The 21046-nt window shown below is 63.1% G+C and carries 13 protein-coding genes; 10 read left to right on the top strand and 3 right to left on the bottom strand.

Annotation, left to right across the window (positions count from 1 at the left end):
• The first annotated feature begins 27 nt into the window (after positions 1 to 27).
• The 3 genes from GC119_RS05690 (at position 28) to GC119_RS05700 (ending at position 6543) form a co-directional block, all read left to right on the top strand.
• On the top strand, positions 28 to 3762 hold the full coding sequence (locus GC119_RS05690; protein WP_151952674.1) for a DEAD/DEAH box helicase: 3735 nt from the start codon (positions 28 to 30) through the stop codon (positions 3760 to 3762).
• 172 nt (positions 3763 to 3934) lie between these two features.
• Positions 3935 to 4573 (top strand): SDR family oxidoreductase, encoded by a 639-nt coding sequence (locus tag GC119_RS05695; RefSeq protein ID WP_070576130.1) that lies wholly within the window; start codon positions 3935 to 3937, stop codon positions 4571 to 4573.
• A gap of 131 nt (positions 4574 to 4704) precedes the next feature.
• On the top strand, positions 4705 to 6543 hold the full coding sequence (locus GC119_RS05700; RefSeq protein ID WP_083304231.1) for a thiamine pyrophosphate-dependent enzyme: 1839 nt from the start codon (positions 4705 to 4707) through the stop codon (positions 6541 to 6543).
• 184 nt (positions 6544 to 6727) lie between these two features.
• Here GC119_RS05700 and GC119_RS05705 read toward each other — a convergent pair whose 3' ends face one another.
• A complete protein-coding gene (locus tag GC119_RS05705) occupies positions 6728 to 7804 on the bottom strand; it encodes a LysR family transcriptional regulator (protein ID WP_070576132.1) in 1077 nt (358 codons plus the stop codon).
• A gap of 218 nt (positions 7805 to 8022) precedes the next feature.
• Between GC119_RS05705 and GC119_RS05710 the strand changes: the two genes are divergently transcribed.
• The 4 genes from GC119_RS05710 (at position 8023) to GC119_RS11030 (ending at position 13030) form a co-directional block, all read left to right on the top strand.
• Complete coding sequence (locus GC119_RS05710; RefSeq protein WP_151952675.1) at positions 8023 to 9213, top strand: NAD(P)/FAD-dependent oxidoreductase; 1191 nt, start codon at positions 8023 to 8025, stop codon at positions 9211 to 9213.
• 80 nt (positions 9214 to 9293) lie between these two features.
• Positions 9294 to 10862, top strand: a complete 1569-nt coding sequence (locus tag GC119_RS05715; protein ID WP_151952676.1) for an aldehyde dehydrogenase family protein — start codon at positions 9294 to 9296, stop codon at positions 10860 to 10862.
• A 272-nt stretch (positions 10863 to 11134) separates the two neighbouring features.
• Positions 11135 to 12415 carry an HAD-IC family P-type ATPase gene (locus tag GC119_RS05720; protein WP_226829289.1) on the top strand — a complete coding sequence of 427 codons (1281 nt, stop codon included), beginning with the start codon at positions 11135 to 11137 and terminating at the stop codon, positions 12413 to 12415.
• 27 nt (positions 12416 to 12442) lie between these two features.
• Complete coding sequence (locus tag GC119_RS11030) at positions 12443 to 13030, top strand: HAD-IC family P-type ATPase (protein ID WP_226829291.1); 588 nt, start codon at positions 12443 to 12445, stop codon at positions 13028 to 13030.
• Positions 13031 to 13258: 228 nt separating this feature from the next.
• Here GC119_RS11030 and GC119_RS05725 read toward each other — a convergent pair whose 3' ends face one another.
• Positions 13259 to 14191, bottom strand: a complete 933-nt coding sequence (locus tag GC119_RS05725) for a hypothetical protein (RefSeq protein WP_070576142.1) — start codon at positions 14189 to 14191, stop codon at positions 13259 to 13261.
• Between the two features lie 294 nt (positions 14192 to 14485).
• Positions 14486 to 15295, bottom strand: a complete 810-nt coding sequence (locus tag GC119_RS05730; protein ID WP_176745923.1) for a TetR/AcrR family transcriptional regulator — start codon at positions 15293 to 15295, stop codon at positions 14486 to 14488.
• A 125-nt stretch (positions 15296 to 15420) separates the two neighbouring features.
• On the opposite strand from GC119_RS05730, the gene GC119_RS05735 reads away from it, so the two are divergent.
• The 3 genes from GC119_RS05735 to betT are packed head-to-tail and all read left to right on the top strand — an operon-like array spanning position 15421 to position 20856.
• The gene (locus GC119_RS05735) at positions 15421 to 16914 is read left to right on the top strand and encodes an aldehyde dehydrogenase family protein (protein WP_151952677.1); all 1494 of its coding nucleotides are present in this window, start codon (positions 15421 to 15423) and stop codon (positions 16912 to 16914) included.
• A 43-nt stretch (positions 16915 to 16957) separates the two neighbouring features.
• On the top strand, positions 16958 to 18706 hold the full coding sequence (gene betA, locus GC119_RS05740; protein WP_151952678.1) for a choline dehydrogenase: 1749 nt from the start codon (positions 16958 to 16960) through the stop codon (positions 18704 to 18706).
• Positions 18703 to 20856, top strand: coding sequence for a choline BCCT transporter BetT (gene betT / locus GC119_RS05745; RefSeq protein ID WP_151952679.1), 2154 nt, complete (start codon positions 18703 to 18705; stop codon positions 20854 to 20856). The genes betA and betT overlap by 4 nt, the downstream gene beginning before the upstream one ends.
• Positions 20857 to 21046 lie beyond the last annotated feature (190 nt).

The following is a 21046-nucleotide window of genomic DNA, read 5'->3' on the forward strand; positions in this document are numbered from 1 at the left end:
GTCAGTGGGCAGTGGCATGATGGGCCCATGCGAACACCGCCACTGCTGCTGCCCGCTGTTGCCTACCGGGAACTGACTGAATATTTTGATCCCGGGTCACTCAACCGCGGCGTTGCCTATGCGCAGGAAAAGCGGATTGTCGAAGTTGCGTGGTTTCCTGACGACAGCGTGATCGAAGCGTTCGTTGACGGAAGCTATTCCTACTCTGTTCATGTCGAGCTCGTGGAGGCTGAAGGTCCCCGCGAGCTCGACTTTATGGATCTGCCCCTCCTTGCACGCGATCGCGCGGATGAACTCCAGTGGTTCGCACCCTCGATGTGCTTTTGCACGTGCCCGGTGCAGCGGGACTGCAAACACGCGGCAGCCCTTCTGCGCTGGGTGACCGCGCTGGCCTGTGTTCAGAAGTTCGGGGGAGTGGGCCACCTGTCGCCTCTGGCAGACGCACCGCTGGGCTTTGCCGTAGACAGCGTGGCTGAAGCCGTGGTCTGCCGTAATGAAGCTGAGGCTCCCTTCCGCCAGCTGGCACCCATTCCACACGACCGGCGCGGGACTCTGGCCAGCGAAAACCCGGTCGGACTGCCTGCCGAAGAGCCCGTGCAGAACACCCCGCCTGCGTGGCGGAAGGCCCTCCAGTCGCTCTATGTTGAGGATCCTCCGGCACGCGGCGGTTTGGCGATTGCCTTTGAACTGCAGCAGCGCACCAGCTGGTTTGAACACCGCTCAAGGGGCAGTGCTGTGGTGTCTGCTGAAGACGCCGTGGACTCAGATGTGCACGTGATCATTCGGCCCATGTGCCGTGGGCAGCGTGACTCCTGGATCAAAGGAGGGCTGACGTGGCGTTCCTTTATGTCCGGCGGGGACTTCCGGTTCGACCGCGAACAGGCCAGTATGCTGGGCCAGATCTACCGCCTGTACCTGTCTGAGGGTGTTGGTCGAGCTATGAGCGAGGACCACATCAACCTGAGCATCGCCGGCAGCAAGTTCATGTTTGAACTGCTGGATCGTGCCCGGCAGATGGGTGTGGCGTTTATTGGCGTGGCGCCCATTGAATCCGTGCAGTGGGCAGACAATGCTTCGTTCGAGTTCTCGATTTCCAATGCGGAGGGTACGCGGGAACACAGCGGACTCCAGCTGACACCGACTCTGACCATCGACGGCGAACCCGTGCGGAGGCCTAAGTTCCTGGGCTCACATGCGCTGGCCGACATCATCATTCCCGGTGAGGACGATGCGGCGGGGGAGTCTGACGACACAGCCTCCGCTGGCGAAGGCGCTGCAACTGGACTCACGGCTGCGTCCCGGCCGGGTGTGCAGTTGCGGCGCGGAGTTCAGCTTCGCATTGGCCGTCTGGACCGCACGGCGCACGAAGGCATGCAGCAGCTGCTGCTGTCAGACGGTTTCACTGTCCCCGCTGAGGACCGTGAGGAGTTCTTCGATGAGGGGCTGTCGGTGCTGAGTCAGGCAGCTGGTGTAGTCAGCGCGGATCCCTCGATCGAACTTCCGGATTCAAGTACTCCGCAGCTGAATCTCACAGCCTCGTTTACAGGGGATTGCGTGGACCTGTCATGGCAGTGGCGGTATCAGCTGCCCAACCGGCGTCTTCCGCTCAACCCGCCGGCCGGCAGTGGGCTTGAAGGCTCCGCGGGTGTTGCAGGCAGTGCCGGTGCCAGTGGGCAGCGCAATATCCAAGCTGAACGCGGCATACTCGCCGAAGTCCACCGGCAGTGGCCAGATCAGGCGCGCGAAGACACGCTGGTGTTCGAAGGTGGGGAGGCCGCCCAGTTCACGGCCGAAGTCCTGCCGCAGCTGGAAGCCTCGCCGCTCATCGAAGTTTCGGTTTTCGGCACGCGGCCCGACTACGTTCACATCGAGGGCACACCGAACGTCAGCGCGGTGGTCAATGAGCGCAACGACTGGTTTGACCTTGCCATGTCGGTGCACGTGGGGGAGCGCGAACTTCCCTTTGCCACGGTCTTCACGGCTCTTGCCCGGGGTGAAGACGCAGTGCTCATGCCGGATAAGTCCTACATAACACTGGACCACCCGGTGTTTGACAAGCTTCGCGACCTCATTCGCGAAGCCACAGTCCTGCAGGAATGGACGCCCACCAAGCAGCGCATCGACAAACACCAGGTCGATCAGTTCAAAGCACTCGAAGACATTGCGGACAGCATAGAAGGCGACACGGAATGGTTTGAGCGCATCCGCGGGCTCGCGCAGGCAGAAGAACTGCCCACCGCTGCGCTGCCTAAGGGGCTGCACGCCACACTGCGCGACTACCAGCGCGAAGGCTTCCAATGGCTGAGCTTCCTGTATGACGCGGGTCTCGGCGGAATCCTGGCCGATGACATGGGCTTGGGCAAAACCGTTCAGACGCTCGCACTCATCGCCCACGCCTGCGAAACAGCGGCGGGCGAGGAAGCAGAACCGCCAGCCGACACCTCGGCCCCGGCAAGCACAGACCACCCGGCGGGTGCGGATAGCGTGACCGGCACCTCGGCCCCGTTCCTCGTGGTGGCGCCGTCTTCGGTTGTGAGCGTGTGGCAGGCGGAGGCCGCTCGGTTCACCCCCGGGCTCGATGTTCGGGTGATGAACCAGACCAGCAAGAAGCGTGGAACGTCGTTAGAACAGGCGCGCAGCGGGGCGGATGTCATCGTCACGTCCTACACCCTCATGCGGCGCGACTCCGAGGAATACACCGCGCTGCCGTGGGCCGGTGCGGTGTTTGACGAAGCGCAGGCCATCAAGAACCGACAGTCGAAGGGCTTTGCTGCGGCCTCCAAGATCCAGGCGCCGTTTCGCCTGGTCATCACGGGTACGCCCATGGAAAATGCGCTCGCAGATTTCTGGTCGCTGCTGCGGATTGCGGTGCCGGGGCTCATGGGCGCCTACCGGCGGTTCAACCAGGAGTTCGCCAAGCCGATCGAATCCGGCGAAGCCCCCGAACGCATGTTGCTGCTGCGGCGGACGGTGCGGCCGTTTATGCTGCGGCGCACCAAGGAACTCGTGGCAAAAGACCTTCCGGCAAAACAGGAATCGATTATCAGTGTCGAACTCACGCCCGCGCATTCACGGGCGTACAACACGCTGCTGCAGCGGGAGCGCAAAAAGGTTCTGCGGCTGTTGGACGACATGGATGTTGACGGCAACCGGATGACGGTGTTCCGGTCGCTCACACTGCTGCGGATGATGGCGCTCGACCCGGCAATTGTCGAAGGCGGCAGCTATTCGGCGATCGAATCGTCGAAAATGCAGACGCTGCTCGAATCTTTGGCACGGGTGATCGACGAGGGCCACCGGGTGATTGTGTTCAGCCAGTTCACGTCGTTCCTGCAGCGCATCTCCGATGAACTCACTTCCCGAGGTGCCGCCCACCTGTACCTGGACGGTTCGGTTCCCATGAGCGCACGGGCGGATCTGGTCACCGAGTTCCAGGAAGGCAGTGCGCCGGTGTTCCTCATATCCCTCAAAGCCGGAGGCTCCGGGCTCACACTCACTGCCGCTGACTATGTGTTCATCATGGACCCGTGGTGGAATCCGGCAGCCGAAGCGCAGGCGGTCGATCGCGCCCATCGGATCGGCCAGGACAAAAAGGTCATGGTCTACCGGCTGGTGGCGCAGGGGACCATCGAAGAAAAAGTCGTCGAACTGCAGCAGCGCAAGGCGCACTTGTTCGATTCGCTCATGGATGGCGGAGCAGGCTTTGCGCGCGGAATCTCCGCGGATGACCTGCGAGAGCTCTTCGGGGAGGCCGACGGCTGAGGGGATGCTAGGCGGAGGCGACGCCTAAGCGGAGTCTGGGCGGTGGTGACGGCTAGGCGGTGGCTGGGATCCGCCTCGTTGGCCTGGGCGGTTTCCCTTCAGCCCGCAGCAGATGGAATAAGCTGCCCGGCTGCCGTGCTGTACGTGACGACCACGATCCGAGGAGGTCTTCATGGCACGCATTACGATCATCGGCGGACACGGAAAGATCGCCCTGTTGGCAGCACCCCTGCTGGTCAAGGCAGGCCACGAGGTCACGTCGGTGTTCCGCAACCCCGATCACGAAGCCGACGTCGCCAAAACCGGCGCAGCCCCGAAAGTCGCCGACGTCGAACAGCTCGACACCGCACAGCTTGCCCAGCTGTTTGATGGCCAAGACGCCGTCATCTGGTCAGCTGGCGCAGGCGGAGGAAACCCGGCCCGCACAAAAGCCGTCGACCAGGACGCCGCAATCCGTACGATGGACGCCGCCCAACACGCTGGTGCCAAGCGCTATGTGATGGTCTCCTACTTCAACTCCAGCCGTGATCACGGCGTGGACCCCGAAGACGGGTTCTGGCACTACGCAGAAGCCAAAAGCATTGCCGACGAACACCTGCGCGGGACGGATCTCGACTGGACCATCCTCGGTCCCAGTCTGCTCACACTCGAACCGGGCAGCGGCACAATCACCGTCGACGGAAAGGGCAGTGAGGTCTCGCGCGAAAACGTCGCCCAGGTCATTGCCGCCGTGGTGGAGGATGCCAACACCATCGGCCGCACGATCAACTTCGACGACGGCGACACCCCCATTGCCGAAGCGATTCACTGATCAAACCCGCACGTCCGCGGTGCTGAGCCAGCCCGCTCAGCACCGCGGAACCGCAACTCTGGTATAGGTGCTGTGCTGCGATTAGGGTAGAGCCAGACATCAACGACGAACCACTGCGAGGGGGCACGAACGTGCAGTCCGCCAAGCCGTTTCACACCTCAGCCCAGACCAGCCTGAGCACGGAAGTGCACCATGACCCCGCCTCGTGCGCGGGAGAACACGACAGCCCCCTCGACTGTGCGGTCCGCGAAGGCGGGCACGCCCTTGTCGAACAGCTGGTGGCCAGCGGTGTGACGCGCGTATTCGGGGTGCCTGGCGAAAGCTACCTGTCGGTAATCGACGGACTGTACGACCACACCGACGACATTGAAATCATCGTCACCCGACAAGAGGGCGGTGCGGCAATGGCCGCGGCCGCCCACGGTGCGCTCACCGGTGAGCCCGGCATCTGCATGGTCACGCGCGGACCGGGTGCGACAAACGCCAGCATCGGTGTGCACGTGGCCAAACAGGACGCCAGTCCGATGGTGCTGTTCATCGGCCAGATACCGCGCGATCACCAGCACCGCGAATCCTTCCAAGAGGTCAACTACCGGCAGATGTTCGGTGAACTGGCCAAAGAAGTCATCGAAATCAACACGGTTGAGCGGATTCCCGAACTCACCGTGCGGGCGCTCAACTCAGCGGTATCCGGCGAACCCGGTCCGGTTGTTGTAGTCCTGCCGGAAGACATGCTGGTCGAACAGACCGACGCGCCGCTGAAATCGCGCACAACCCCAGCGCCCGTGTTGCCGGATGCGCACTCGGTACAGGAAGCCTACCGTCTGCTGGCCGAGGCCGAAAAGCCGCTCATCATCCTGGGCTCCACCGGCTACGCGCCGGAACTGGGCCCGCTTGTCACGGACTACTGCGAGCGGAACGGGGTTGCGCTCGCCGCCGCGCACAGGCGGATGCACCTGGTGGACAATTCCTCGCCCGCCTACGCGGGCACCTTTGAGTTCGGCCGGTCAGTGCTGGAAGCCAATGCTGACGAGGCGGATGTCATCTTCTTCCTCGGCTCTCGCCCCGATCCCAACACGGGTGAGGAATGGGAGAACTACCGTGGCGGATGGGCGAACTACCGCGGGGGAGCAGCAGGAGCTGATGGTCAAGCGGGGCCCGACGTCATTCACGTCTACCCAGATCCGAACGTGATCGGCCGGTTCTTCCCCGCCCACGTCGGGACGGCCGCCAGCCCGCTTGAGTTCATGCGCGCACTGGTTGAATACGGCGCGGGCGCTGCTGTGGGCGCTTCGGCCAGCGGTGCTTCCGATGGTCGCGTTGTAGGCGGTGCGGCAGGCGCCGGGGTCGATCGTTCTGATTTCGAACTTTCCGATGCTCGCCGGGCCTGGCAGAAGAAGCTGCACGACGACTGGGTCGGCTACATTGAGCGCAACCTGCAGTCCTCCCTGGGCGGGCCGTTCATGCAGAAGTTCAACGCTCGGTTCGATGCTGGAACCATCATCACCAACGGTGCCGGCAACTACACATCGTGGGTGCAGAAGAACCGCACCTACTCGACGTACCCCTCGCACATTGCTTCGCAGTCTGGGTCAATGGGCTACGGGATCCCGGCGGCACTCGCGGCCGCACTGGAGCACCGAGACCGGACGGTTGTGACATTCGCCGGTGACGGCTGCTTCATGATGAACGGCCAAGAACTCGCCACCATGGCCGCCAATAACCTCAACGTGCTGGTGATCGTTGTGAACAACTCGCTCTACGGCACCATCCACATGCACCAAGAGCGCGAATACCCGGGCCGACCCGTTTTCACTGCACTGAACAACCCGGACTTCGCTGCCCTCGGAGCGGCCTACGGGGCCCGCACCGCCAAGGTGAGCACACCGGAAGAGTTCGATGCAGTCCTTGCCGAGTTCGCCTCGGAACCCGGTCTGCGGTTCATCGAAGTCGTCACAGAAGGCTACTGAGCAGCGGGGGCGCTGGGTGCAGGGTGCTCAGCACGTTTCCGGCGCCCAGCCGTCCCTTCGCCGACGCGTTCTCACGCGCAAATGCAGAGTCACGCTTTAATGCAGCGCATTAGCGCGTGACCCTGCATTAAAGCGTGAATCTACACCACTTAGACGGCAGAGTAGCTTTCAGCGGCACCCACCCTCAGGCGCTGAAAACCGACGTCAGCACGTCAACGACGGTGTGTGCGGCCTGTGTCAGCGGCGCATCAGTTGACGTGAGGATGGCGATGTCGCGGCTGCCGCAGATGGTCCTGGGCAGAATGTGGACGTTTGCCGGTGCCATCAGCATGAGGTACGGGGTCGCCAATGTGACACCCAGACCGGATGACGCCATGGCCAAGGCCACCGCCGAATCAGTGACAACGTGCTTTTCACGAGGCATAAGACCAAGTTCCCGGCAGGCTAAGCGGAATGCTCGTCCCCACGTGGAATCCGGTGGCGGCAGAATCCACGGTACGCGGTTGAGTGCGCGGCGCAGCATTTCTTGATCGCGGAAAACATCGCCGCGGCCAGGAGCAAACGCCGCCCCGGCGGCAGCTGCCGCCGTCCCATCAGCCACGTCAGCCTCACCAGCCTCACCGGCAGCCAGAGGTGCGGCGTCGGGCCCGGACTCATCAACCTCGTCAGCTTTAGCGAGTGCAGGACCAACGTCAGCCCCAACATGTTGCCCTTGGGCCACGAGGGCGTCCATGCCGCCGGGTCCGACGGCAACTGACAGGCGTTCGCGGCGGACGGGCTTCATGTGGACACCACGCCGCGGTGGCAGCCGCGCATCCAGGTAGTCAATGCCGATTCCGATGTCGATCAGGCCCGACGCGACGGCCTCCTGCATTTCCTCGACGTCCACCTCAATGGTCTGCACATCAACGCCGGTGCCTTCCAGCTGCCGTGAGGCCGGCTGCATGGCGGCAATCGATGCTGACCCGAAAACGCCTACGGTCACGGTTGTGTCGGCGGAGGCCCCGCGCATGGCTCGGGCGGCTTGGCGTTCGGCGGCGACGACGGCCCGGGCACGGGGCAGCAGCGCTCGCCCGGCTTCGGTGAGGACAACAGACCGTCCACGAGGTGAAACGACGGGCGATCCGACGGCTCGGCTGAGTGCGGACACGTGTTGGCTGACGGCGCCTGCCGTGTAGCCCAGTCGGGCAGCGGCTGCGGCCATTGTTCCCTGTTCGGCGACTGCGACGAATGTGCGCAGTTGGGTCAGTGTCCACTGCATATCAGCAAGCTACACGACCCGTTAGAAAAGCTAAACGGAATCTTAAAAATATATCGCTTGTCCTTATTGCTCGCCGGGTTCACCATTGGGGTGTGGCCCGCTGGGTCCACCGGCGAAGAGGTCAGCGTCGCTCTCAACGCCGCACCCTCGGGCACTGTTCAGCGTTGAACAGCCCGCTGCCATCAGCGTTGATCGGCAGCCTGACGAGAGGAGCTTCCGTGATTGTGAATGTTCCCCAGACTGTTCCCGCATCTGCTTCCGTAGTCATCATCGGCGGCGGCATTATGGGCACAGCCACTGCGTACGAACTTGCAAAATCCGGTGTCGAAGACATCGTGCTCATTGAGCGCGGCGAACTGGCCGGCGGTTCCACAAGCCGCGCTGCCGGTGGTCTGCGCTGTCAGTTCTCAGATGAAGCCAACATCATGCTGGGCGCGCGCAGTCTGGAGATCTTCCGCCGTTTTGAAGAGCAGATGGGCCAGAACATCGACATGGTCCAGTCCGGCTACCTGTTCCTGTTGGACAACGAAGCCGATGCCGACAAGATGTCCGCCAATGTCGACCTCCAGGCCTCCCTGGGTCAGGCCTCCAGGATGATTTCACCGGCCGAATGCGGCGAACTCAACCCCGTCATCCGCACCGAGGATCTGGTTGCCGGTGCCTACAACCCCTTTGATGCCCACTGCACTCCCGAGGCTGCCGTGGCCGGCTACGCCAAGAACGCCCGCCGGCTGGGTGTGAAAATCCTGCGCGGGGTGGAAGTCACCCGGGTCATTGCAGAGGGTGACGAGGCGGAGCTCGGCTCCCGTCGGATCACCGGGGTTGAAACATCGGCTGGGCCGATAGCCGCTGACACCGTGGTGTGCGCGGCCGGTGCGTGGTCGAAGAAGATCGGTGCCGATGTGGGCATTGATCTGCCCGTCGAACCGCTGCGCCGCCACATTGTGGTGAGCGAACCGGTGAACTTCGACCCGCGCAGACTGCCGTTCACCATCGACTTTTCAACCTGCTACTACTTCCATTCCGAAGGCGGCGGCCTGCTGTTCGGCGCCCCGGAGGTCGAAGACTCGTGGGGCTTCAGCACCCAACAGGACCCCGCGTGGCTTGAACAGCTGGCTGAACTCATGGACAGGCGCACTCCCGCACTGGCCGATGTTCAGCTGCGCCGCGGTTGGGCGGGCCTGTACGAGATCACGCCGGATCACAATGCGCTCATAGGAAAGTCTGCGCAGGTAGAGGGCTTCATGTACGCCACGGGCTTTTCCGGCCACGGCTTCCTGCAGGGCCCGGCGGTCGGCGAAATCATGGCCGACCTCTACCTGGACCGCACCCCGCTGATCGACATTTCGGGCCTGAGCTTGGACAGATTCGCGTCCGGTGAAGTCCGCAAGGAAATGAACGTCGTGTAGGCACCGCAGCCACCCACATCACAAATATACGAATTTCGAACTGACAGCGACCGATGAACCGACTCAGAAAGGACACGCACATGTCACTGCCGACACAGCAGCAGATCCTCGAAACCACCAAAAAGGCGCTCGCAGCGTGCGGTGCCGATTTCGATCAGCTGACCTCCGCCTCGTCAGGGGAAGCTGCCGCAGACAGCGGTGCGGGCAGCAGCTCGGCCAGCCTGACCCTGCGCTCGCCCATCAACGGAGCACAACTCGGCCAGATTCCTGCCGATGACGAAGCCGCCATGGGGCGCAAGCTCGACGCCGCACGCGAAGCCTTCACACAGTGGCGCGATGTTCCCGCGCCCGTGCGCGGCAAAGTCGTGCAGCGCTGGGGTCAGCTGTTGGAAGAGCACAAGGCTGACCTGGGCGAACTCGTCACGATTGAGGCCGGAAAAATTCCGTCGGAAGCTGCTGGCGAAGTGCAGGAGATGATCGACATCTGCGAACTCGCACTTGGCCAATCGCGTCAGCTGTTCGGCAAAACCCTGCCCTCGGAACGCCCCGGCCACCGGCTGATGGAAACCTGGCACCCGCTGGGCGTGGTCGGAATCATCACGGCGTTCAACTTCCCCGTGGCCGTGTTTGCGTGGAACACCGCGCTTGCGCTCATTGCCGGTGACACGGTGGTGTGGAAGCCGTCCGAAACCTCGTCGCTCTCGGCGATTGGCGCGGAGGCTCTGCTGCGCCGTGCCGCAAAGGACTGCGGTGCGCCGGAAAACCTCAGCCAGGTGCTGCTGGGCGACCGTGACCTCGGTGCGGCCATGGTTGCCGACAAGCGCGTCGCCTTGGTTTCGGCCACCGGTTCGGTTGCCATGGGTCGCAAGGTCGGTCCGGTTGTGGCTGAGCGCTTCGGCCGGGTGCTGTTGGAGCTCGGCGGCAACAACGCGGCAATCGTCGCCCCCAGTGCCGACCTTGACCTGGCTCTGCGCGGTGTTGTCTTCGCCGCCGCGGGCACGGCCGGTCAGCGCTGCACCACGCTGCGCCGCCTGATTGTGCACTCGTCAATTGCCGATGACCTCGTTGACCGTGTCGCCAAGGCCTACGGCACGCTGGCCATTGGTTCGCCCACCGACGACGGCACCCTGGTGGGCCCGCTCATCAACAAGGCCTCCTTCGACGCCATGCAGAGCGCGCTGAGCGCGGCAGAAGAACAGGGCGGAACGATTGTCTGCGGCGGTAGGCGCGTCCTAGCCGACGAAGCCGATGACGCCTACTACGTCGAACCGGCCGTCGTCCGCATGCCCTCGCAGACGGAGATCGTGGAAGACGAAACCTTCGCACCCATCCTCTACGTCATGGAATACGACGACTTCGACGCCGCCGTAGAACTCAATAACGCGGTTCCGCAGGGCCTGTCGAGTGCCGTGTTCACGGCGGAGCTTGCAGAAGCCGAAGGGTTCCTCACTCGGTCGGACACCGGCATCGCCAATGTCAACATCGGAACGTCCGGAGCTGAAATCGGCGGCGCGTTCGGCGGCAACAAGGAAACCGGCTGGGGCCGCGAATCCGGCACCGATTCCTGGCAGGCCTACATGCGCCAGGCGACGAACACCATCAACTACTCGGGCGAACTGCCCCTGGCTCAGGGCGTCGAATTCATCTGAGTTCTGCTTGATGGGCCGAGTGGCTAATGGGTCAGTTGGCTGACCGGCAGAACAAATCACGAGGCGCCGCACCTTTATCACCCTCCCCTCCCCGTACGCTCGGGGAGGGAGAAGCGGGAGGGGGCGGCGCCTCGTGATTTGTTTTTCCTGGGACAGGGGGAGTGAAAGCAGCGCTGGAGGGTCAGCACTCAGTTGTTGCCGCGGCGGCTTAGGTGGGGCTCAGTAAGGCGGTGCTTGGTGGCGGTATTTCGAAATCTGAGCAGTATTGAAGTATGGGAACAGTGGCGCGCATCTTCCGTGAATACAGGCTGTTGGCCGCGGTGCTGGTTGAGTTGATCGTGGTGCTCGTGCTCCATTTTTCGGGGCACACGGGTGCCGCGCAGCTGGTGGCGACGGCCTTCGTTGGGTTCGTCATCCTGCTGACCGTGATCGACATGGTCAAGCAGCTGCTGCGCAAAGAATTCGGGCTCGACATTCTTGCCGTGGTGGCGATGACCGCCTCACTGGCGGTCGGCGAGTATTTGGCGGCGTCGATTATTGCGCTCATGCTCACTGGCGGTGAGGCACTGGAAGACTACGCTGCTGCCCGAGCCAAGCGGGATCTGCGCAGCCTGCTGGACCGCGCACCGCAGCGGGCGCACCGCCTGCCCGGGGTTGACGCCCCTGTTGACCAGGCCGAAAACATTGAAATCGATCAAGTGGAGCCCGGCGATGTTCTGCTTGTGCGCCCGGCCGAAGTTGTTCCCGTTGACGGCGAGGCGATTGACGCGGGGTCGTTTGATGAATCGTCTTTGACGGGTGAATCTGCTGCTGTCGCGAAGGACGTTGGCGACACGATTCTGTCCGGGTCGGTCAATGGAACGCAGGCCGTGCGGATGCGGGCAACACGTTCGGCGGCGGATTCGCAGTATCAGAAGATCATCACGCTGGTACGGCAGACGGAGGACCAGCAGGCGCCGATTGTTCGGGTGGCCGACCGCTACGCCATGCCGTTTACGGCGGTGTCTCTGCTGATCGCGGGGCTTGCCTGGTGGTTCAGCGGTGACCCGGTCAGGTTTGCCGAAGTGCTGGTTCTGGCCACGCCCTGCCCGCTGCTGATCGCGGCTCCGGTTGCGTTTCTGGGCGGTATGAGCCGGGCGTCGAATGCGGGAATCATCGTCAAGGGCGGTGCTGTCCTCGAAGCACTGGGTTCGGCTTCGACTGCTGCCTTCGACAAGACGGGCACCTTGACCTACGGACGGCCGACGGTTGCTGCCGTCCACGCCGTTGGCGTGTCCGAAGACGAACTGCTGGCGGCTGCGGCTGCGGCCGAGCAGTTCTCATCGCACGTCTTGGCGCTCGGTGTGATTGAGGCCGCTGACGGGCTTGCGCTGCCCGAGGCGCGAAATGGTCGCGAGGTTGCCACGGAAGGCGTTGAGGCTGAGGTTGATTTTGTTGCAGGTTCGGCTGGTTCGGCTGGTGAGGCGGGCAGCGCTGGTGCTGGCTCGACCGTGGTTCGTGTTGGCACGCTTGATTTTGTTCGCGGCATGGCGTCCGACGCCTCCGAGGTTTAGTTTGAGGCCGTTCAGACTGCGGCTTATGTGTCGATCGGCAATGAGTACGCCGGCGCGCTGATACTCAATGACCAGGCGCGCGACAATGCCGGACAGCTGGTTTCGGAGCTGAGGCGTCATGGCTTTGAGAAGGTCACGATGCTCACTGGCGACAACCCGCACACTGCGCAGGCGATTGCTGCTGAGGTCGGGATTGACGAGGTTCACGCTTCGCTGCTGCCAGAGGACAAAGTTCGTCTGCTGCACGAGATTGAGCCGAAGCCGGTGATCATGGTCGGTGACGGTGTTAACGACGCCCCGGTTCTCGCGGCTGCTGGGGTTGGCCTTGCGATGGGCGCTTGCGGCAATACCGAGGCGTCCGAAGCTGCTGATGTCGTGATCACCCGTGACGACATTTCGCGTGTTGGCAAGGCTGTCGACATTGGGCGTTGGACTTTGGCGGTGGCGAAGAGCGCCATTTGGATCGGCATTCTGCTGTCGCTGGTGCTCATGGGCTTTGCGTTCTTCGGCTTCATTCCGGCCGTCGTCGGTGCGCTGCTGCAGGAAGTCATCGACCTGGCCGCAATCGTCTACGCCCTGCGAGCCCTGAAAGGCCCCGAACGCTTCAAGGTGTGACGGGCTGCCCGCCGGGGCGCTCGCCCTTGCGGTCGCGCCCGCCCCGGCGGCAAACTCTGCTCTGTAGGTGGAATATTGATGCGAAATCGCCGTTTTTGCCGCATTCTTCCGCCTAGACGGCAGAGTAACTTGTGGTGCCGGGCTGTCGTGTCGGGCCGGGCTGAGTTGCAGAGCTGGGCGCCGGGTCAGTTGGGTAGCGGTGTTTTAGTGTCTGGCCGAGCGAGCTGCTCACCCACGCCAGCCGCGGGACCGCAATGCGTCTCTAATCGCCGCGAGGTATTCGACGGGCTTCATTGATTTAGTCACCCGGATGACAATCCAGCCCGCTGCTTCGAAAGCGCGGTGCCGGCGGATGTCGGTGGACCACTGTTCCGCGTCGAGCATGTGGTGGGCGCCTTCGTACTCGCAGCACACCTTGTAGTCCTCCCAGGCCAGGTCGGGTTTTCTGTAGTCGCCGAAGCTGGGCAGATAGACGCGCGGGTTGACCGTCGGTTCGGGCAGTCCGGCGCGAACGATCTCGAGGCGCAGGCTCGTTTCCCGAGGTGACTGCACCCCCGGCCTGGCCAAGCGGAGGGCTTTGCGCAGAGTTCTGTAGGCGCGGGACTGGGGCAGATCCCGTATGAAGCTTTTGAGTTTGGCGTGTTCGACTCTCGGGTCGCCGTTCCACGTGCCCATAAGCCCATCCAACAGTCGGACCATGTCATCGAGCTCCAGCATCGGAGCGAGTTCGAGCACCGCTGCGGAAGCAGTTGACAGACGCACGCCGAAAAAAGTTCCGACTGATTCCGGCGTCTTGCGGTATCCGCGGACTCCTTTTCTCTCGATCTTGTTACCGCGAGTGCCGGTGCTCACGTGAAGCGTGGACGACTGCTGCATTCTTCGAGGCAGGATTAATCCGTGGAGCAGCGCTGCAGTCGAGTGCGAACCAATCGCATCGGGCCGGATCATCTGCAGAGCAGCCAAGTCAGACCACTGCTGGAACCACCGTTCATCAATCCGGGGCGGGAACGAGGGTGGCAGAGGTCCGCCGTCAACGATGCGCACACCGTGGTGCGCGCTGCCGGTCTTTGTGCGAATCCGCCATTCCGACACTCCCGCTTGGCGCAGCAGCTGGTTGGATGCCCATTGCCCATAGGGCGAGGCGTTCTGCAGAAACTCCATGCGCCGAAGCTAGTAAGACCACAACCCCGCGGCCATCCCCGTGTGAGCCCTGGGGATAGCTGGCTGGCCGTCAACAGCCCAAAGCGCACGAGTCACTGCGCAACGTCAGAGCCACCCACCCCGACGGCAAACTCTGCTCTGTAGGTGGAATATTGATGCGAAATCGCCGTTTTTGCCTCGTTCTTCCGACTAGACGGCAGAGTAACTTGTGGCGCCGGGCTGGGCTGGAGCGCCGGGCTGGGTGGCCGGGCTGAGGTGCTGGATAGGGCCGAGCGCCTAGCAGAGTCAGCCGGTTTACGCCCCAGCGAATGCCTCGATTAGTGCTTGGGCGCTCGCACGACCCTCGGCAATCGCCGTCGGATAGTCTTCCCGCAGCATCAAGGCCATCGTGCCGGTGTAGACGACCATGAGCGCCGACGCCAAAGCCTCCGCCCGACTGCCGGACCCCGCCGCACTTCCTGGGGAGCCAACACCCGCCGAGGTGCCGCTCACCTTGCCCGCCGCACCAACACCTTCCGAGGTGCCGCTCACCTCACCAGCCCCACTTTCCGGGGCGCCACCTGCCTGACTGGACGAGGTGCCACTCGCCTCAGCCATCCGCTCACCGCCAGGCTGCTCGCCTGTGATTTCGCGGGCGGCGGCCAGCAGTCGTGTGCGCAGCAGTTGGGTTTCTTCGTCGAGGACTTCCTGCAGTTGGGCGCTGGGGTGTTCGATGGCGGCGGCGGCTCCGCTGAAGGCGCACCACCGTTCGGTCATGTGTTCGCCCTGGTAGGTCGAAAGTGCGTCCCACAGGGCAAGCGCCCGTCCTTGCGGGCTGTCAGCGGCGGCGATTTCGGCGTTCCACACCTCTGTCCAGATGTACAGGCGGCGGCGAAGAGCTGCTGCTATCAGTCCTTCTTTGCTTCCGAAGTGTGAATACAGACTCGGCGGGGATGCCTGTGCGTTCTTGAGGATCCGGTCGACGGGAGTGGATATGACACCGTGGACGAAAAGCAGCGCGTCGGCGGAGTCCAAAAGTCTTTCGCGCACCGGCTTTGTCGCCCGTTTGGTGGCGGGCTTGCTCGCCTGCTCAGTTGCTGGCTTGGTCGGTTTTATGGCTGGCAATCCTGCTCCTGCACCTCTTCTGTGCGGCTCACTCAAGGCACCCTAAGTATAACGGTCGTTTCATTTTCGATATAACGTACGTTATCGTGGCTGAGAAGCATACAGTCGATCAGCGAAGGAGTGCCGTGCCGAGCATCTACATCAACGGACAGTGGCAAGAAGCGGAATCAAAGCAAACCCGAGACATCCTCTGCCCGGCCGATGGATCGCACGTGATCACTGTCAGCGAAGGCGACCGCGCTGACGCCCGACGGGCAATCGAAGCAGCTCGCCAAACTTTCGACGAAGGCACCTGGGCAACCACCCCCGCCGCCCAGCGCGGCGCAATCGTTGATCGTCTGGCCGATATCCTTGAGCGCGACAAAGACAAGGTCGCCCGCATGGAATCGCAGGACACCGGCAAGCGCTTTGTCGAGTCCCAGCAGGACATGGACGACATCATCAACGTCTTCCGCCACTTCGCGGCCCTGGCCAACAAGCACGCGGGCCGCGTGGTCGACCCGGGCGATCCGACAATCTCCAGCCGGGTCGTCACCGAACCGGTGGGTGTGTGCTCACTCATCACCCCGTGGAACTTCCCGCTGCTGCAGACGGCCTGGAAGATCGCCCCGGCCATCGCCGCGGGCAACACCTTCGTGCTCAAGCCGGCCGAACTGACTCCGCAGACCGCCATGTGGCTCATGGATGCCCTTGACGAGGCGGGGCTTCCGGCAGGGGTTGCCAACCTCGTCACCGGTCCGGGTGGAACCGTGGGTGCCGAAATGACGGAAAACCCGCAGGTGGACCTCGTGTCGTTCACGGGTGGTCTGGAAACCGGCCGCGTCATCATGGCCGCTGCCGCTCCGACCGTGAAGAAAGTCGCCCTGGAACTCGGCGGCAAAAACCCCAACATCATCTTCGCCGACGCTGATCTCGAAGCGGCAGTCGACAACGCGCTCACCGCGATCTTCCTGGACTCCGGCCAGGTGTGCTCGGCCGGTGCGCGCCTGATCGTCGAAGAGTCCATTCACGATGAGGTCGTCGACGAACTCGTGCGCCGCGCCGAACTCATCCGCCTGGGCGGTCCCTTCGACGACAATGCCGAAACCGGCCCGCTCATCAGCGAAGACCACCTGAACAAGGTCCACCGCTACGTCGAAGAGGCCATCGAAGACGGTGCTGTTCTGCGCACCGGCGGCAAGCGCGGCGAAGGCGAACTCGCGCAGGGCTCGTACTACCTGCCGACCATCCTTGACCGCTGCGACCAGTCGATGCGCTGCGTCCACGACGAATCCTTCGGCCCGGTGTTGACAGTCGAAACCTTCTCAGGCGACACGACGGAGGCCGCCGAAGACGCCGCAGTGGCCCTGGGCAATGACACCGTCTACGGCCTCGCCGGTGCGGTGTGGACTGAAAACGCCGGCCGCGCCGAACGAGTTGCCGGTCGCCTGCGCCACGGCACTGTGTGGATCAACGACTTCCACCCCTATGTGCCGCAGGCCGAATGGGGCGGCATGAAGCAGTCGGGCATCGGCCGTGAACTCGGCGAAGACGGCCTGGCTGAGTACCAGGAGGTCAAGCACATCTGGCACAACACGAAGCCGGCACCGGCCGACTGGTTCTCCGGCCGCAAAGCCTGACCCACCCCACAATCTTCTGTTCACAACTCCAAGGAGCGTTTAAGTGAAGCAACACTATGACTATGTAATCGTCGGCGGCGGATCGGCCGGTTCGGCGCTGGCCAACCGCCTGTCGGCAGACCCCAGCACCAGCGTGCTGGTGCTTGAAGCCGGTCGCGCGGACTTCAAGTTTGACCCGCTGATCCACATGCCCGCTGCGCTCATGTTCCCGTCGGGCAACCCGATGTACGACTGGCGCTATGAAACCGACCCGGAACCGTACATGGGCGGACGCCGCGTGTCGCACACCCGCGGTAAAGTGCTCGGCGGTTCAAGCTCCATCAACGGCATGATCTTCCAGCGCGGCAACGCCGGCGACTACGACAAGTGGGCCACGTTTGAGGGCATGGAGGACTGGGACTACGCCCACTGCCTGCCGTACTTCAAGCGCATGGAAACGACACTGGCCGGGGCCGATGAGTGGCGCGGCGGTTCGGGTCCGCTGACCCTTGAGCGCAAGCCCGCCAACAGCCCGCTGTTCCAGGCGTTCTTCGAAGCCACCCGCCAGGCTGGCTACGCCCCGACCGATGACGTCAACGGCTACCGCCAGGAGGGCTTCGCCGCGTTCGATGCCAACACCTACAAGGGTTCGCGTATGAGTGCTTCGCGTTCCTACCTGTGGCCGGTCAAGAACCGCAAGAACCTCGACATTGCGACTCTGGCCTTCGTCACTCAGCTGCGCTGGAACGGCACCCGTGTGACCGGAGTCGACTTCGTACGAGGCGGAAAGAAGCCTCACAGCGTCTCCGCCGGTGAAGTGATCCTCTGTGGGGGTGCCTTCAACTCGCCTCAGGTGCTGCAGCTGTCCGGTGTGGGTGACCCCGACCACCTGCGTTCGGTTGGTATCAAGCCGCGGGTCGAACTGCCGGGTGTGGGTGAGAACCTGCAGGACCACCTGGAGGTCTACCTGCAGCACGAATCGGTGCAGCCGGTTTCGATTCAGCCGTGGCTGAAGATGTGGAAGGCCCCGTGGATCGGTGCTCAGTGGCTGTTCGCCAACGCCGGTGTGGGTGCTTCGAACCACTTCGAGGGCGGCGGCTTCATCCGCACGAACGACGATGTCGTGTACCCGAACCTCATGTTCCACTTCCTGCCGATCGCCGTGCGCTACGACGGTACCGGTGGTGATCACGAACACGGCTATCAGGTCCACATCGGCCCGATGAACTCGGATGTTCGCGGTCACGTGAAGATCAAGTCGAACGATCCCAAGCAGCACCCGTCGATCCTGTTCAACTACCTGTCAACCGAAAACGACCGCCGCGAATGGGTTGAGGTTGTGCGCGCAGCACGCCACATCCTGTCCCAGCCGGCGTTCGCACCGTTCGACGGCGGCGAACTGTCGCCCGGCAAGGACGTTGAAACCGACGAGGAGATCCTCGACTGGATCCGCCGCGACGCCGAAACCGCTCTGCACCCGTCGTGCTCGGCGAAGATGGGTGTTGACGACATGGCGGTTGTCGACCCGTCGTCCATGAAGGTCCACGGTACTGAGGGTCTGCGCGTTGTGGACGCCTCCGTGTTCCCGACCATCACCAACGGCAACATCTACGCACCGGTGATGATGGTGGCCGAGCGCGCTGCCGACCTCATTGCCGGCAACACCATGCTCAAGCCGGAACACCCGCCGGTCTACAAGGCCAAGTCCGGTATGCCGCTGTACCCCGAAGGCGATCCGCGCAACAGCGCGTGGAACGCCCGCAAGGACATCCCGAGTGCCCTTGAGGCCATGGCTGCGGGTGATGACCAGTGAGCGGTACCCCACCAAACTCCAAGCCGCAGGCGCAGACTGCGGCGAACGGCACCTCGTCAGCTGGGGGCTCTGCGGAAGGCGGTTCGGCAGAAGTCGAACCCGAGCTTCAGCCCCAGGTGACAAGCCCCAAGATCAAACCTGTTGTGCTCGGCGTGACCGGCGTGTTCATCGCGCTGGTCGCCGGGTGGGCGCTGTTCTTCACAGAGTCCGCCGAGGCGACACTCGGCTTGCTCGTGGGCTGGATCGGCAACTGGTTCGGCTGGTTCTACATCCTGCTGGCCACCGGGATCCTTGTGTTCGTGGTGGTGCTCGCCCTGCGGTACTCCAAAATCCGCTTGGGCAAGGACACCGACCGTCCCGAATATTCGACGTTCGCCTGGGCGTCCATGCTGTTCGCAGCCGGCATCGGCACCGACGTGATGTTCTTCGCGGTTGCCGAACCCGCCTCGCAGTACCTGGCGCCGCCCGTAACGGAGCCCGGCACGGTCGATGCCGCGCGCGAAGGCACCGTGTGGACGCTGTTCCACTACGGCATCACCGGGTGGGGAATGTACACGCTCATGGGCATCGCCCTGGGCTACTTCGCCCACCGAAAGGGACTTCCGCTGGCTGTCCGTTCGGCGCTCTACCCGCTGTTCGGCAAGCGAATCAAGGGCGGCATCGGCAACGCCGTCGACATCGCGACGGTGCTTGGAACCATCTTCGGTGTTGCAACCTCGCTGGGCATCGGCGTGGTCATGCTCAACGTGGGCCTGGATCTGCTGTTCGGCATCGAGCAGGGCATCCCCGCACAGATCGGACTTGTGGTTGTCGCGGTTCTCGTGGCAATCGTGTCGGCAACATCGGGTGTTGACAAGGGCATCCGCATCCTCAGCCAGCTCAACGTGGTGCTCGCACTCGTGCTGGCCGGATGGGTGCTGGTGTTCGGCGACACCGCGTTCCTGCTGCGCGCAGCCACCATGAACGTCGGTGACTTCGTCAGCATGTTCCCCGGAATGACGCTGGACACGATGGCATTCGACCACCCGGACGAATGGATGAACCTGTGGACTCTGTTCTTCTGGGCCTGGTGGGTTGCCTGGGCGAGCTTCGTCGGAATGTTCCTGGCCCGCATCTCCAAGGGTCGCACACTGGGACAGTTCGTCATCGGCACGCTGACCATTCCGTTCATCTACATCCTCATGTGGGTGACCATGTTCGGAAACACCGCCATTGAGCGCATCCGCTCGGGTGACGTCGCATTTGCCGAAGCCGCTGTCGAAACACCGGAATCCGGTTTCTACATGCTGCTGCAGCAGTTCCCCGGAGCGTTCTTCCTGGTGGGACTGGCAACTTTCGTCGGGCTGCTGTTCTACGTGACATCTGCTGACTCCGGTGCGCTGGTCATGGCCAACCTCACCAGCCGCCTGCCGGATGCTGAAACCGACGCCAAACCGTGGGTGCGCATCCTGTGGGCTGCGGCAACCGGAGTGCTGACAATCGCCATGCTCGTTGTCGGCGGCATTACCGCGCTGCAGTACGCGACGGTGGTCATGGGACTGCCCTTTGCAATCGTCATGATCCTCGTTGCCATCGGACTGTTGCGTGCGCTGGAAGGTGAGCGCAAGCAGACGAACGCCATGATGGACTCGCTGCGCTCGCAGGTTGTCGGTGCTGGCAGCATGGTCGGCAGCGGTGTTGCCGGTGGTGCTGGTTCGGCTGTCAACTGGCGCAACCGTCTGCGCCGTCAGTTCGGCAGTGTGTCGATGCGCTCGACTCAGGAGCGCATGACCGAGGTTGTCATTCCGGCGCTGGAAGAGGTCGCAGCCGAACTGCGCGCCCAGGGTGTTGACGCGCAGATCAACCGTGAAGACGACGTGTCGAAGAACATCAAGCACTCCGTGTCGCTGACCGTGCTCGGGACTCACGACATGCTTGAGAACTTCGACTACACGGCACAGATCCGCCAGATCAAGGCTGCAACCTACGGCACTCGAATGCGCGAAGCCGACGATGTTTCAAGTCAGCTTGAAGTGAAGGTTCCCGGCGGAGGAACCTACGACATCCTCGACTATTCGCGCGAGCGGATCGCCCATGACGTTCTCGACCACTACACGTGGTGGCTCAACTCGAACGTCGCGGTAACAGAAGACACTGGCCGGGCGGATTAAAGCTGGTTTAAGCCGGGGCCACGGCTGTGCTTGAGGGCGCAGGCGCGGGCTTTCGGTCGGGCTGTGCTGGAGCGCGGCCCTTTAGCCAGGCGCTGCCTGTTAGGCAATAAAGGGGAGGCGGAAACGTGGTTTCCGCCTCCCCTTTATTGCCCTCAGAGAAGAGTTATTGCGGCACTCGGCGGGTCGATTA

The organism is Brevibacterium sp. Marseille-P9724 (assembly GCF_902500275.1).
GTDB lineage: Bacteria > Actinomycetota > Actinomycetes > Actinomycetales > Brevibacteriaceae > Brevibacterium.

What these genes read in the sequence shown, in the direction of transcription:
- GC119_RS05725 (WP_070576142.1), bottom strand. Translation starts at nt 14,191, where the DNA reads ATGGAGTTTCTGCAGAACGCCTCGCCCTATGGGCAATGGGCATCCAAC.
- GC119_RS05690 (WP_151952674.1), top strand. Translation starts at nt 28, where the DNA reads ATGCGAACACCGCCACTGCTGCTGCCCGCTGTTGCCTACCGGGAACTG.
- GC119_RS05715 (WP_151952676.1), top strand. Translation starts at nt 9,294, where the DNA reads ATGTCACTGCCGACACAGCAGCAGATCCTCGAAACCACCAAAAAGGCG.
- GC119_RS05720 (WP_226829289.1), top strand. Translation starts at nt 11,135, where the DNA reads ATGGGAACAGTGGCGCGCATCTTCCGTGAATACAGGCTGTTGGCCGCG.
- GC119_RS05705 (WP_070576132.1), bottom strand. Translation starts at nt 7,804, where the DNA reads ATGCAGTGGACACTGACCCAACTGCGCACATTCGTCGCAGTCGCCGAA.
- GC119_RS05695 (WP_070576130.1), top strand. Translation starts at nt 3,935, where the DNA reads ATGGCACGCATTACGATCATCGGCGGACACGGAAAGATCGCCCTGTTG.